Below are 13,201 nucleotides of genomic sequence, written 5' to 3'. Positions count from 1 at the left end.
CGCGCTTGCACTCGACGTTGGGCTACGTCAGTCCGATGCAGTTCGAGCGGGACTGGTACGCTGCCCAGAACCAACGGGTGGCATAATCTCACTCAGTTAAGGGATCCGAAATTCGCGGGCAACGTCAAGTTGTTCGATCAAACCCTGCGCAATGTAGAGATCCGTAGGGAAATTCGAGCGTTCCGAAACGATCACGCGACGCATGGGATCGCGCTCGTTTGCCACGCGCAAAGCAGCCGAGAGCACCTTGAAGAGATTGCTGGAAATGGTGTCGGTCACGACCACTTCGTCTTGCGCAGCGCCGATCAGCGGCGCAAGTTGGTTGCCAAGTCGCTTGGGTAAAGCGAACCATCCTGCCGTATTCCACGAGCGGATCAGGCCGTCACCCCATTCATTCGCGATGATTTCCGCTGCGCGTGAAGCGGCGGCCTTAGGCGGCACGCCGAGCGAATTGCCGTCCAGGTAGATCACGCCGTCATGCAGCGCGAATTGTTCGCGCAAGGCGGCTAGCGGGTCGTTATGGTCCAGTGCTGCGGCGTCGTCTCGGTGGTTCATTGAAGTGCTCATTGAATCTGGTGAAAGTGAGGTCAAGCTTAGCCGAGAAACGCCTTTAAATGATTGCAAAAGGAGCGCGGCCTTAGCGTGGCCCCGCAACAATGTTCGATTTAATTGGTTGCTAAAGGAGAGTTATTCAACGCGGTCCGTTATGTGCGGAATTTGCCTGTGGCTAGCAAGTCGCGCTTCGAGTCCGCTAAGCTGGTGGTTATAGCTCCAGATCGCTTTGGGCTTGCAGCCCTTACCCGACACTCATTCGCACATATGACCCATTCCGCCCTTGCCGCAACCTTGATGGCCCGCGTCGACAGCCAGTTCGACCTGGAGGTCGCGTTCCTTTCCGCGCTCGTGCAAAAACCATCGGACAATCCGCCGGGCGACTGCGCGGACCACGCCGAGATGGCCGCGAAATGGCTCGAGCAGATGGGCTTCAAGGTCGAGCGCCACGCAGTTCCCGCAAACGACGTCCACCGCAACGGCATGATCAGCGCAACGAACCTCGTGATTCGTCATCGCTTCGGCGCGGGACCTGTGATTGCGCTCAACGCGCATGGCGATGTCGTCCCGCCGGGCGATGGCTGGACCGCCGAGCCTTATGGAGCCGAGATCCGTGATGGCTTCATGTACGGGCGTGGTGCGGCGGTATCGAAGTCGGATTTTGCGACTTATGCGTTCGCGCTGAAAGCGTTGATCGACAGCGGCGCGGCGCTGGCAGGCACCATCGAGCTGCATCTGACTTACGATGAGGAAACCGGCGGCCTGATAGGACCCGGATGGCTTCTGGAGCAGGGCATAGTCAAGCCGGATTACGCGATTTGCGCCGGCTTTTCATACGCGATCACGACCGCGCACAATGGGGCAATCCACCTCGAAGTCACCGTGCGCGGCAAGTCGGCGCACGCCGCACGTCCTGATACGGGGCATGACGCGCTGGAAGCCGCGACTGCGGTGCTCAATGCGCTCTATGCACATCGCGCGCAATTGCGTGATATCCGCTCGAATACGCCGGGCATCGAACATCCGACGCTGGTGGTCGGCCTGATCAAGGGCGGCATCAATACGAACGTAGTGCCCGACAAAGTCACACTTCGGCTTGATCGCCGCGTAGTTCCCGAAGAAAACACGCAAGACGTGCTGCGCGAGCTCAAGTCAGTGATCCTGGCCTCGGCGAAAGATTTGCCGGGGATCGACGTGGATATCGAGGAAGTGCTCGTCACTTCTCCGCTGCGTTCACTCGATGGCGCCGAGCGCCTGTCGCAAGCTCTGCAACGCGCGGCCCGCGTTACATTGCAGCGCGACATTTCAACCGAAGGCGTTCCCCTTTACACCGATGCCCGCCTGTATTGCGAGGCAGGCGTGCCGACCGTTATTTACGGCGCGGGGCCGCGCACGCTGCTCGAGGCGAATGGACATCGCGCGGATGAACGGGTGGCGCTCGACGACTTGAAGATTGCGACCAAAAACATTGCGATCGCGCTCGGCGACCTGCTCTACCCGGGCCAAGAGTCGCTTTCATCCAATTGACCCTTCTCTGACCTCTTGATTACATCTTTGTCATCAAGCATTTATCGTCTGCCGGTCGCGCTAACATGATGCGAAAGGCGCTTTGCGCGCGGCTTGCGCCGTTCGCAAAGCGCCCCGAACCCGGAGGCTCACCATGAATGTCCCGAAGCAAAAAACCTTGGCCACCCTGCGCTCGCGCGGTGCTGGCTTACTAAGCGCAATCAGCCTGGGCGCGACCGTCCTGTTCCTTTCGATGCACGTTGCACATTCTTCTGAAGCAGCGGTCGTGCTGGCGCCTCCCGCAGTCGATGAACCCGTGGGCGCCACGCATCAGGAAACCGCTGTCCTGGCTGGCGGCTGCTTTTGGGGCGTGCAGGGCGTGTTCCAGCACGTCAATGGTGTGACGAAAGTAGTTTCCGGGTACGCGGGCGGTCAGGCAAGTACTGCGCAGTATGAGACCGTAAGCGGCGGCCAGACCGGTCATGCTGAGTCGGTGCAGATCACTTACGATCCAACCAAAGTCACATACGGCCAGTTGCTGCAGATCTATTTTTCGGTTGCGCACGATCCGACCGAACTCAACCGGCAAGGCCCGGATAGCGGCACGCAATATCGTTCGGCGATCTTTCCGGCGAACGACATGCAAAAGCAGGTGGCGCAAACCTATATTGCGCAGTTGAACAAAGCGCATGCGTTTCCAGCGCCGATCGTGACGCGAACGGACGGGCTCAAGGGCTTTTATCCGGCCGAGTCTTACCATCAGAATTACCTGACGCTGCACCCGGATGCGCCTTACATTGCGATCAACGATCTGCCCAAGGTCGAAAATCTCAAGCGTTTGTATCCGACGTATTATCGGGACCAGCCGGTGTTGTTGAAGGTAGCATCGGAATAAGAAAAATGGCGGCAGATACTTCATCCGCCGCCATTCTTCACTGCGCAGCTTGCGTCGATTTTCTCAGCTTCGCAACATCAGCCGGTGCAACGGCAGGCGCGCCGTTGTTCCAGCCCGCGCGAATGAAAGTCAGCACATCGGCGATTTGCTGATCGCTGAGGACCGGTGCGTACTTGGGCATCGGGTACGCGGCCGGAATGCCCTGGATCACGAGATCCTGCGTGCCGTTCAGCGTGACGTTGATCAACGACGAAGCATCCTTCTCCATCAGGTTCGGATTACCCGCAAGCGGTGCGAGCAGCGGGGCGAACGCCTTGCCGTCCACGCCATGACAATGCATGCAGTAGGCGGTGTAGACCTTCGCGCCGGCATCGTTGGCGGGATGCACGAGCAGCGCCGTGGTCGCCTTCGCATCGTATGCGTAAGCGGTCGCGTTGGTGCCACCCGCTGGCGGCAACGACTTCAGGTAGGTGGACATGGCGGCCAGATCCTGATCGTTCATGCCTTGCGTGCTGTGGTTGATCACGTCGGTCATGGACCCGAACGCCGTTGCATGCGCGTTCGCTCCGGTCTTCAGGAACTGGGTCAGGTCCGCATCCGACCAGCGCCCCAGACCGACGTTATGCTCGCCAGTCAGGTTCGATGCAAACCAGCCGTCCAGCACGCCGCCCGTAAGCCATGCGCCACCGCTTTCATCGAGCGCCTTCTCCTGGAACGCAATACCGCGAGGCGTATGGCATGAGCCGCAATGCCCGAGTCCCTGGATCAGGTACGCACCGCGATTCCACGCAACGTCTTTCCCGTCCTTGTCGCGATAAACGCCTTTATCGAGGAACACCATGTTCCAGAATTTGAGCGGCCAGCGCATGTTGAGCGGGAACGGAATATCCGGCGCACGATTTGCCTGGTTGACCGGCGCCACGCCCTTCATGAAGTAGGCGTAGAGCGCCTTGACGTCGTCATCGCGAACCTTGGTGTAGGACGGATAGGGCATCGCCGGATAAAGATTGTGTCCGTCCTTCGATACCCCCTGACGCACCGCCTTGTCGAAATCCTCCTCGGTCCAGTTGCCTATGCCCGTCTGCGGGTCCGGTGTGATGTTGGTCGTGTAGATCTTCCCCATGGGCGTGGTCATGGGCAGGCCGCCGGCGAACGGTTTGCCCTTGGGCGCGGAATGGCAAGCCACGCAATCGCCGGCTTTCGCGAGATACGCACCACGGGCGACAAGCGGGTCGTCTGTCGGCGCAGCAGCATGCGCAAGCATGGGCAAGCTGAAGGTGAGGGCGATCGCAGAAACGAGTTGTTTGATCATCATGTGTGCCCTCACGCGCTCAGCAGTTGACGGCCCACGGGCAACTGCCGCAGACGTTTGCCGGTAGCGGCGTAGATCGCGTTGGTCAGCGCGGGGGCGAGTGCTGCCGTCCCCGGTTCGCCGATCCCTCCGGGCGCTTCGCTGCTCTTGACTATGTGTACCTCGATGGGGGGTGTCTGGTCGATCCGCAACATGCGGTAGTCGGTGAAGTTGGCTTGCTCGACACGGCCGTCCTTGATCGTGATCTCGCTATAAAGCGCCGCCGTGATGCCGAAGATGATGCCGCCCTGGATCTGCGCTTCCACCGTATTCGGATTCACGACCATGCCACAATCGACCGCGCATACCACGCGATTGACGGCCACTTCGCCGTCGCCGTCCACGGTTACGTCGACCACCATGCCGAAGAAGCTGCCGAACGCGTGCATGACCGATACACCCCGGCCCTGACCCTTCGGCGACGCGGTGCCCCAGCCGGCTTTCTGCGCGGCGACATCGAGCACGTTCTGCGCGCGCGGTGTCTTGCCGAGCAGGTCACGCCGATATTTTACCGGGTCGACCTTGGCCTGAGCCGCGAGTTCGTCCATGAAACTTTCGACTACGAAGGTACCGCGCGTCGGACCTACGCCGCGCCAGAACGCGGTGGGAATGTCCATGGGTTCCTGGCGCACATAGTCGATGAACTGATTCGGCAAGTCGTAGGGCAGGTCGGCGGAGACTTCCACTGCGTCCGGGTCGAGCCCGTTCTTGAAGGCGGGCGGTGCGAACCGCGCCATGACCGACGAGCCCACGATCCTGTGTTGCCAGGCGATGGGTTTTCCGTTTGCATCGAGGCCGGCCGAGATCACGTCGTAGTAATACGGGCGATACATGTCGTGCTGGACGTCCTCCTCGCGCGTGTACGTGACCTTCACGGGCGTGCCGACCTGCTTGCCGATCTTCAACGCCTGCTCGATGAAGTCTGTTTCCAGCCGCCGGCCAAAACCGCCGCCGAGCAGATGGTTATGCACGGTGATCTTGTCGGCGGAAAGGCCGGTGATTTTCATGGCGGTATCGACGGCGCGGGTGGGGACTTGCGTGCCGACCCAGATATCGCAGCCATCGGCACGCACGGACACCGTGCAATTCACCGGCTCCATGGTCGCGTGGGCAAGGAAAGGCTGCTGGTACACGGCGTCGACGCGGGTCTTGGCGTCGCTGAAACCCTTCTTGGTATCGCCGTCCTTGCGAGCGACGGCGCCGTCTTTCTTCGATGCATCCGCGAGTTGCTGAACGACCTTCGCTGTCGAAAAGTCTGCACCGCGGCCTTCGTTCCATTTCAGATCGAGCGCAGCGGCGCCGCGTTTTGCGGCCCACGTATGGTCGCCGATGACGGCCACGCCGTTGTCGAACCGGATCACCTGACGCACGCCGGGAATCTTTTTCGCGTTGGTATCGTCGACTGAAACCAGCGTGCCGCCGAACACCGGGCTGTTCACGATTGCGGCATACACCATGCCGGGCAAGCGGACATCGAGACCGAACACCGCCGTGCCGTCAACCTTCTCCGGCGAATCCAGGCGCTTTTGCGCGGTGCCGATTATTTTGAAATCCTTAGGATCCTTGAGCGTGACGTTTTGCGGTGGCGGAAGTTTCGATGCGGCATCCACCAGTTGACCGTAGCCAATGCGCCGGCTGGTTGCCGCATGCACCACTTCGCCACGTTCGGCATGACAGGTTGCCGGTTCGACCTGCCATTGTTGCGCCGCGGCGGAGATCAGCAGCACGCGTGCGGTCGCGCCGGCTTGGCGCATGGGCTTCCACGCATAGCGAATGGACGTCGAGCCGCCGGTCAGTTGACCACCGAGCAACGGATCCGTGAAAAGCTTTTCGTTGGGCGGTGCGTGATCGATCACCACGCTGTCGAGCGGCACTTCCAGTTCTTCCGCGATCAACATGGGGATCGACGTGTAGATGCCCTGGCCCATCTCGACCTTGGGAATCACCAGTGTGACCTTGCCGGTTGCATCGATCTGGATGAATGCGTTCGGTTCGAACACACCGCTTTGCGGCGCCTCGTTGGCATCGCCGCCAATCACCGACTTACCCTTGGGCGCTTCGCCCTGGCTTGCGGCCGGCAGGCTGAAACCGAGCATCAGGCCACCGCCCATTGCCGCGCCAACCGACACGCCGAGTTTTAAAAACATACGCCGGTTCACGCCGGCAGGCGCGCGGCGATTTTGTGCTTCCAGCAGTCCTCGCGACATGTCACGCTCCCTTGGCAGCGTGCTTGACGGCGGCGCGAATGCGGTTATAGGTTCCACAGCGGCAGATGTTGCCGGCCATGGCGGCGTCTATTTCGGCATCGGACGGATCGGGGTTCGAGGCAATCAGCGAGGCTGCCGACATGACCTGACCCGACTGGCAGTAACCGCACTGCACGACATCCAGCGCAACCCATGCGTCCTGCACTTTCTTGCCGGCGGGCGTGGCGCTGACCGCTTCAATGGTCGTGACCTTGCGGTTTCCCACGGCCGCAATCGGCAGCACGCACGAGCGCACGGCCACGCCGTCGAGATGGACCGTGCATGCGCCGCATTGCGCGATGCCGCAGCCGAATTTTGTACCTGTGAGACCCACGAGATCGCGAAGCACCCAGAGCAAGGGCATGTCGGGTGGGGCATCGACCGTATGAGAGTCGCCGTTTATGGAAAGGGTGGTCATCTACAACTCCAGTTGTCGTGGGGATTTTTTTTGGGTCCGTCTTCGCCGCAACTTCTTATACAAGATTACGACGAATCTCGCCAAATTCACATCAAGTCCATAAATGGCGCTTGTCACTTGGCAAAAATATTCTGGAATAAACCTTTCGCCAATGGGTTAGCGCTGGCATTACCGTCCTTTCAAGCCTTCGTACGAGGTGCACATCATGTCTTCCAATTTCCTTACTGCCTTGCGCGCTCGCTGTGTTGCGTTGGCGGCGGTTCCTGTTGCTGCTGCGATGGCCCTGGGGCTGGGAGTCCTGCCCGCGCATGCCGCTGATACGTCGCAAACAAGCGCCGAAGCGCCATTTCGCGCCGAGAACGACGAAGCAATGACGCGCATGATGGACGCCATGACGATCAAGCCAAGCGGCGACGTCGATCACGATTTCGTGGCCATGATGCTGCCGCATCACCAGGGCGCCATCGACATGGCGCAGGCGGAATTGCGCTATGGGCACAACGAGCAGCTACGACGCATCGCGCAGGAAATCGTCGTTGAGCAGCAGCAGGAAATCATCGCAATGCGCCTTGCATTGGGCCAGCCATTGCCGCCTTCGGCGCCTGCGCCGGATCAAGGGCAAGCACCCGCTTCAACCGTTTCACCCACAACAATGACCATGCCCATGCCGTCGTCCATGCGCATGCAACAGGAGTCGAAATGAAAAAATCCCATGTGTTCTGCGCGGTATTGAGCGCTGTTTCATCGCTTGCGTTTGCAGGCCAGGCGCCCGGACTTGCGTCCGCGCCCGACATGGCGATCCGCCATCACGATCGCGTTTATGCCGCCGAGCAATTCTCCAATACCGTCTCGGTCACCGATCCCGTCGACAACAAGCTGGTCGGCGTGATCCGTCTGGGCGATCCGTCGCCGGGCAATTTCAGCCCCTTGTACAAGGGCCAGGTGCTTGTGCACGGCATGGGCTTTTCGCCCGATCACAAGACGATCGCGGTGGTGTCCATCGGCTCGAATTCGGTTTCGTTCATCGATACCCAGACGAACGCGGTCAAGCACGTGACCTATGTCGGCCGAGCGCCGCATGAAGCGTTCTTTACGCCCGATGGCAACGAAGTCTGGGTGACAGTGCGCGGCGAAAACTATGTGTCCGTCCTGGATGGACATACCTACGGAGAGAAGACCCGCATCATTACGCCGGCGGGTCCGGGCATGCAGATCTTCTCGCCCGATGGCAAATACGGTTATGTTTGTTCGTCGTTCAATCCGGAAGTCGATGTCGTCTCCGTGGCGGATCACAAGATTGTCGGCAAGGTCACGCAGGTGAGCCCGTTCTGCCCGAACATCGCGGCGACGCCCGATGGCAAGCAAGTCTGGTTCACGCTGAAAGATACCGGCAAGACGCAGGTGTTCGATGCACACCCGCCGTTCGCCACGCTCAAGGTGATCGATACAGGTCCGATCACCAATCACGTGAACATCGTCCATAACGCCAACGGCACGTTCGCCTATGTGACGGTCGGCGGATTGAATCAGGTGAAGGTGTTCCGCACCGATGACTTCTCGCAGGTCGCGACTATTGATGTCGGTAAGCTGCCGCACGGCATCTGGCCATCGGGCGATGGCACCCGTGTCTACGTTGGACTGGAAAACGCCGACGCCATGGCTGCAATCGATACGCTGACGAACAAGGTCATCGCGACCGTTCCAATCGGACAGGCGCCGCAAGCGGTTGCATACGTGCCTGACGCGGTGCCTGAAGGCGATGGTACGCAGAATACGCAACCGCTCGGGCTTGCAGGCGAAACCGCGCACTTGAACATGGTGGCGGTGGGTGGTGGCAATGCAAGCGGTGGTGCGCCAACCAGCGTTGCACTCTTCGACCAGGGCTTGCTGCAAGTGTTGCAGGCGTCGGCGACGGGCCTGGAGCCCAAGTCGCCCTACGTGCTGGGACTCTCCGATAACCCCGATGGCAGCGGCAAGATCGAATCGCTTGCGAAGTTCATGACGAATCCAGCGGGGTCTGCGATCGTCAACGCTATTGGCCAGATCAGGCAAGTGGTCGTGCCTGGCGCCAACACCGCCAGCGACAAACGGCGTTATCTGGTGATCGCCCCGCAGACGTCGGGCGTGCCGGGAGCAGCGGTGCAAGTGCAGGCCCTTTAAGCAATATCTGTTCAACAACAAGCAGGCTCAAGGCCGCTGGAAGCCGAAGCTTCCAGCGGCCTTTTCATAAGCCCCATGTATGTCTTAAACGCTTGCAGTCTCGCAATCCGTCAGCACGATGAAAGCGAGTGCCTCGTGCTTCGAGAATCGCGAACAAATTTTCGAGATCGCAGGAATAAACACAGCGAAGAATGGGTTAGCCCTTGTACCAACCGCATGAAACAAGGTTGGAATACCTCAATCAACCGGAGTAGAGAAAATGAAGAAACTTGCCCTGTTTGCTGTGTCCGCCGCTGTCCTCGTTTCATCGACCGCTTTCGCCCAGGGACTCACGCGCGCCGAAGTGCGCCAGCAGCTTGTCGAAGCGCAACAAAATGGTTCGGAGTACGTGACGGATGCGTCGTATCCGGACGTCAGCCCCGCCTTTCAAAGTCAGTTTGCCAATCGTCAGGAAAGCGCTGCCGCGTACGGCGGTGTTGCGTCCGGCTCCAGCGTGAGCGCACCGCGCATGCCCGTGACGGGATCGCAAGGGCGTGATGCGTGTGTCGGCCCGGTCAGCTTCTGCAATATCTATGCGGGTTCGTAATTCGCAGTTCCTCGTTGATCAAAGGCACGACGCAGGGCGCTCACTCGCTTAAGCGAATGCAGACATGAAAAACAATCAATCGCATTCGCCTGAGCGAACGTCGAGCGAGCAGTAAATGACTAATTACACGGCATGCCTTATTCGAGCGCCGCTGCCGGCCCGAAAAATTCATGACGGGTCTGCGCTTCCGGCACGCCCAGCGCCTTCAACGTCCGTTTCATCGCTTTCATGAACGGTAGCGGTCCAAGGAAATAAGCGTCTACATCACGTGTTTCCGGCAGCCATTTTGCGAGTCGCGCTTCATCGAGATAACCTGTGCCATGGGCCGGCGCATCCCCATTACGCGATTCGGAATAGCAATAAAAACGCTTCAATCGCGGATGCTTTTCCGCCTGTGCATCGACGAAATCACGGAACGCATGAACACCGCTATTGCGTGCAGCGTGAATGAAATACACGGGGCGCTCGGTTTCAAGCGCGGCTTCGAGCATTGCAAGCGCGGGTGTGATGCCAACGCCGCCCGTGATCAGCACGAGCGGTTTGTCAGTGTGCTTCAGCTTGAAGTCACCCGCGGGCGCAAGCAGTTCGATGGTGTCATTCTCTTTGAGATTTTCGTGCAGATGCTTCGATACCCGGCCATCAGGCTCGCGCTTCACGCTGATGCGATATTCGCGGCCGTTTGCCGCTGCCGATAATGAATAGTTGCGGCGCACTTCTTCGCCGTCGAGAACGAGTCGCACGCCAATGTATTGGCCTGGCTGGAAGGCGAGCAGTTCTCCGCCGTCATCCGGGCGCAAATAGAACGATGTGATTTCGTCGCTTTCCACAACCTTTTGCGCGACGCGGAACAAGCGCGTCCCGCGCCAGCCTCCCGGCGTGTTTTCACGCTCGACGTACATCGATTCCTCAAGACCGATCAACAGATTCGCGAGTTGGCCGTAAGCGGCAGCCCATGCTTCGATCACGGCATCGGTGGCGATCTCTGCGCCGAGTACTTCACGAATGGATCGAAGCAGACAAGAGCCAACCAGCGGATAGTGCTCGGGCAGGATGTCGAGCGCGACGTGTTTATTCACGATCTGCGAAACCAGATCGCCGAGTTGTTCGAGCTGATCGATGTGCTTGGCGTACATCAGCACGCCGTTGGCCAGTGCGCGCGGTTGCGCGCCGCTCGCCTGATGCGCCTGGTTGAAATACGGACGCACTTCCGGGTGCTCGTTCATCAGGAGCCCGTAAAAGTGTGTGGCCAGCGCCTCGCCGCCGGTTTCAAGAAGCGGGACGGTCGCCTTGACGGTGGCACGGTGTTCTGCAGAAAGCATGGCGGAATTCCTTTTTTGGTGGATTGGGCGGCACAAATCAGGCAGCTATGCCTCTTTATCCAAGTTTCATGCCACACTTGCACCCTATTGAAATCAATGGCTTGCGAAACTGGATGGTTAGAAAGACTCTTGTCAAAAAGACTCGGGATGAAGTCAATATGACCTCGCGGCTCCTGCTCGATGCGCTGGTGCCGCTGATGCAGGATCTGTCGCGCGATCTCTCCGATGCCGAGCGTTATAGGCGCCTGCTGCAGACCATGCGCACGCTGTTCCCCGCCGATGCCGCCGCTTTATTGCGGCTGGAAGGTGACACGCTGGTGCCGCTGGCGACTGAAGGGCTGAGCATGGATACGCTCGGACGCCGCTTTCGTGTCGCGGAACATCCGCGCTTTGTGCAACTGCTCGCCAACACCGGGCCTACGCGGTTCGCGTCGGATTCCGATCTTCCCGATCCTTACGACGGACTCGTCCAGGCGGTATCGGGTCATCTCGAAGTTCACGATTGCCTTGGGTGTCCGCTCGTGATCAACGGGCAACCGTGGGGCCTGCTTACGCTCGATGCGCTCGATCCGGCGCGCTTCGACAGCATCGACATGTCGTCGCTCAGCGCTTTTCTGAGCCTTGCGGCCGCGACAGTCAGCGTGGTGGAACGCATCGATACATTGGCCAGGACCAGCGAGGAAGAACGCCGGCGTGCTGAGGCGTACAGGCAAGCGCACGGCCAGAGCCGTCGCACGATGATCGGCAACAGCAAGTCGCACAAGCGCATGATCCAGGAGATCGGCATCGTGGCCGGAAGCGACCTGACCGTGCTGATCACCGGCGAGACCGGCGTTGGCAAGGAGCTCGTTGCGAATGCGATTCACGCGGCGTCCCCGCGGGCGAACAAACCGCTGATCAGCCTGAATTGCGCGGCGCTACCCGATACGCTGGTCGAGAGCGAATTGTTCGGGCATGTACGCGGCGCGTTTTCGGGCGCGTCTGCGGACCGGCGCGGCAAGTTCGAACTCGCCGATGGCGGGACGCTCTTCCTCGACGAAGTCGGCGAACTCTCACTGAGCGTGCAGGCAAAGCTGTTGCGCGTCCTGCAGAACGGCCAGCTTCAGCGCATAGGTTCGGATCGCGACCATACGGTGGATGTCCGCGTGATTGCCGCGACCAATCGCGACCTCGTGGAAGAGGTGCGAGCGGGGCGGCTCAGAGCCGATTTTTATCATCGGCTCAGTGTGTATCCGCTGCGGGTGCCACCGTTGCGCGAGCGTGGCCGCGACGTATTGATGCTGGCCGGGAGTTTCCTCGAAGAAAACCGCTCGCGGCTGGGTCTGTCGGGTTTGCGTCTTTCAAGCGATGCGCAAGCTGCATTGCTCGACTACGCCTGGCCCGGCAACGTGCGCGAACTCGAACATCTGGTTGGCCGCAGCGCATTGAAAGCGCTTGCGTCTCAAGCTGAGCCGCCGCGTATCCTGAGCCTGACTGCGGCTCACCTCGGACTCGACGATGCCCAACAGGAAAGCGCGAAGGTGGAGGCTCCCACGCCTCGAACGCCGGTAGAGGACTTCCGCACGGCGGTCACATCGTTTGAGCGAACGGTCCTGCAGAACGCATTGGCGCGCAACAATCAGAACTGGGCGTCCACCGCGCGTGAGTTGCAGCTGGATCGGGCCAACCTCAACCGGCTTGCCAGGCGTCTTGGACTTAAATGAAACTTTGGTCATATGGATGCCATCGTTTCAGCACACCAACGCTCGAACGATTGCATACGTTTTTGATCCAAATTTCGCTAACGAATTACTTTAAAAAATTCGACCTCGTTCAAGCGAAATTCCGCGCATTTATTGATCTCGATCATTGAACGTCAAGGCTCTTCATTTCGGGCTTTCGAATCATTACTTAAATGATTAATAATTCGCGGGGTCATGTGAATCTTGGCTCTCGGCAAAAAGCTTTAAGTGCTTTAAGCTTCGCTGATGCCGCACTCAAGCAAGTTTAAAGTCCAGGCCAACAAATAGCGTCGTATAAGAAATCGCTGTAGCCCATGACTACAGACACAAAAACCCGATTGAGGACACAACGGTGGGCATTCGCAGCGTCGTCATTTCATTAGTGCTGCTCGCGGTATCGAGCGCGGGTGCGCTCGCGGCCGGCGCTCCGCCTGCTGAAAAGGCGTC

General features: G+C 59.5%; 10 protein-coding genes and 1 pseudogene. 6 read left to right on the top strand and 5 right to left on the bottom strand.

Annotated features, from left to right (window positions below; translation table 11 throughout):
- Window positions 1-102: 102 nt before the first annotated feature.
- Window positions 103-555, bottom strand: a pseudogene (locus tag ACRXB1_RS16450) (kynureninase); the annotation flags it as partial.
- Window positions 556-819: 264 nt separating this feature from the next.
- Between ACRXB1_RS16450 and ACRXB1_RS16445 the strand changes: the two are divergent.
- Together ACRXB1_RS16445 and msrA are read left to right on the top strand one after the other, a co-directional pair.
- A complete protein-coding gene (locus ACRXB1_RS16445; protein ID WP_449492579.1) occupies window positions 820-2,079 on the top strand; it encodes an ArgE/DapE family deacylase in 1,260 nt (419 codons plus the stop codon).
- 133 nt (window positions 2,080-2,212) lie between these two features.
- Window positions 2,213-2,953, top strand: coding sequence for a peptide-methionine (S)-S-oxide reductase MsrA (gene msrA, locus ACRXB1_RS16440; protein WP_062170683.1), 741 nt, complete (start codon window positions 2,213-2,215; stop codon window positions 2,951-2,953).
- 37 nt (window positions 2,954-2,990) lie between these two features.
- Here the strand turns inward: msrA and ACRXB1_RS16435 are convergent, their stop codons facing one another.
- The 3 genes from ACRXB1_RS16435 to ACRXB1_RS16425 are packed head-to-tail and all read right to left on the bottom strand — an operon-like array spanning window position 2,991 to window position 6,968.
- Window positions 2,991-4,268 (bottom strand): c-type cytochrome, encoded by a 1,278-nt coding sequence (locus tag ACRXB1_RS16435; protein WP_449492578.1) that lies wholly within the window; start codon window positions 4,266-4,268, stop codon window positions 2,991-2,993.
- A gap of 8 nt (window positions 4,269-4,276) precedes the next feature.
- Window positions 4,277-6,511, bottom strand: a complete 2,235-nt coding sequence (locus ACRXB1_RS16430; RefSeq protein ID WP_174362783.1) for a xanthine dehydrogenase family protein molybdopterin-binding subunit — start codon at window positions 6,509-6,511, stop codon at window positions 4,277-4,279.
- A gap of 1 nt (window position 6,512) precedes the next feature.
- A complete protein-coding gene (locus ACRXB1_RS16425) occupies window positions 6,513-6,968 on the bottom strand; it encodes a (2Fe-2S)-binding protein (protein ID WP_062170689.1) in 456 nt (151 codons plus the stop codon).
- 277 nt (window positions 6,969-7,245) lie between these two features.
- On the opposite strand from ACRXB1_RS16425, the gene ACRXB1_RS16420 reads away from it, so the two are divergent.
- The 3 genes from ACRXB1_RS16420 to ACRXB1_RS16410 all read left to right on the top strand — a co-directional run bounded on the left by ACRXB1_RS16420 (window position 7,246) and on the right by ACRXB1_RS16410 (window position 9,714).
- Window positions 7,246-7,671, top strand: a complete 426-nt coding sequence (locus ACRXB1_RS16420) for a DUF305 domain-containing protein (RefSeq protein WP_449492580.1) — start codon at window positions 7,246-7,248, stop codon at window positions 7,669-7,671.
- Complete coding sequence (locus ACRXB1_RS16415; RefSeq protein WP_449492577.1) at window positions 7,668-9,128, top strand: YncE family protein; 1,461 nt, start codon at window positions 7,668-7,670, stop codon at window positions 9,126-9,128. The genes ACRXB1_RS16420 and ACRXB1_RS16415 overlap by 4 nt, the downstream gene beginning before the upstream one ends.
- Window positions 9,129-9,387: 259 nt before the next feature.
- A complete protein-coding gene (locus ACRXB1_RS16410; RefSeq protein WP_449492576.1) occupies window positions 9,388-9,714 on the top strand; it encodes a DUF4148 domain-containing protein in 327 nt (108 codons plus the stop codon).
- A gap of 137 nt (window positions 9,715-9,851) precedes the next feature.
- On the opposite strand, the gene hmpA is transcribed toward ACRXB1_RS16410, so the two are convergent.
- The gene (gene hmpA, locus ACRXB1_RS16405) at window positions 9,852-11,033 is read right to left on the bottom strand and encodes an NO-inducible flavohemoprotein (RefSeq protein WP_449492575.1); all 1,182 of its coding nucleotides are present in this window, start codon (window positions 11,031-11,033) and stop codon (window positions 9,852-9,854) included.
- 113 nt (window positions 11,034-11,146) lie between these two features.
- Here hmpA and norR point away from each other — a divergent pair, with 113 nt between their 5' ends.
- Window positions 11,147-12,736, top strand: a complete 1,590-nt coding sequence (gene norR / locus ACRXB1_RS16400) for a nitric oxide reductase transcriptional regulator NorR (RefSeq protein ID WP_449492574.1) — start codon at window positions 11,147-11,149, stop codon at window positions 12,734-12,736.
- Window positions 12,737-13,201: the final 465 nt, after the last annotated feature.

This window comes from Caballeronia sp. M23-90 (assembly GCF_053574605.1).
This window is presented reverse-complemented; position numbering and strand designations above follow the sequence as displayed.

Bases quoted from the DNA above. Each gene is read 5' to 3' on its own strand.
- ACRXB1_RS16445 (WP_449492579.1), top strand. From the start codon at position 820: ATGACCCATTCCGCCCTTGCCGCAACCTTGATGGCCCGCGTCGACAGC.
- msrA (WP_062170683.1), top strand. From the start codon at position 2,213: ATGAATGTCCCGAAGCAAAAAACCTTGGCCACCCTGCGCTCGCGCGGT.
- ACRXB1_RS16435 (WP_449492578.1), bottom strand. From the start codon at position 4,268: ATGATGATCAAACAACTCGTTTCTGCGATCGCCCTCACCTTCAGCTTG.
- ACRXB1_RS16430 (WP_174362783.1), bottom strand. From the start codon at position 6,511: ATGTCGCGAGGACTGCTGGAAGCACAAAATCGCCGCGCGCCTGCCGGC.
- ACRXB1_RS16425 (WP_062170689.1), bottom strand. From the start codon at position 6,968: ATGACCACCCTTTCCATAAACGGCGACTCTCATACGGTCGATGCCCCA.
- ACRXB1_RS16420 (WP_449492580.1), top strand. From the start codon at position 7,246: ATGGCCCTGGGGCTGGGAGTCCTGCCCGCGCATGCCGCTGATACGTCG.
- ACRXB1_RS16415 (WP_449492577.1), top strand. From the start codon at position 7,668: ATGAAAAAATCCCATGTGTTCTGCGCGGTATTGAGCGCTGTTTCATCG.
- ACRXB1_RS16410 (WP_449492576.1), top strand. From the start codon at position 9,388: ATGAAGAAACTTGCCCTGTTTGCTGTGTCCGCCGCTGTCCTCGTTTCA.
- hmpA (WP_449492575.1), bottom strand. From the start codon at position 11,033: ATGCTTTCTGCAGAACACCGTGCCACCGTCAAGGCGACCGTCCCGCTT.
- norR (WP_449492574.1), top strand. From the start codon at position 11,147: ATGGTTAGAAAGACTCTTGTCAAAAAGACTCGGGATGAAGTCAATATG.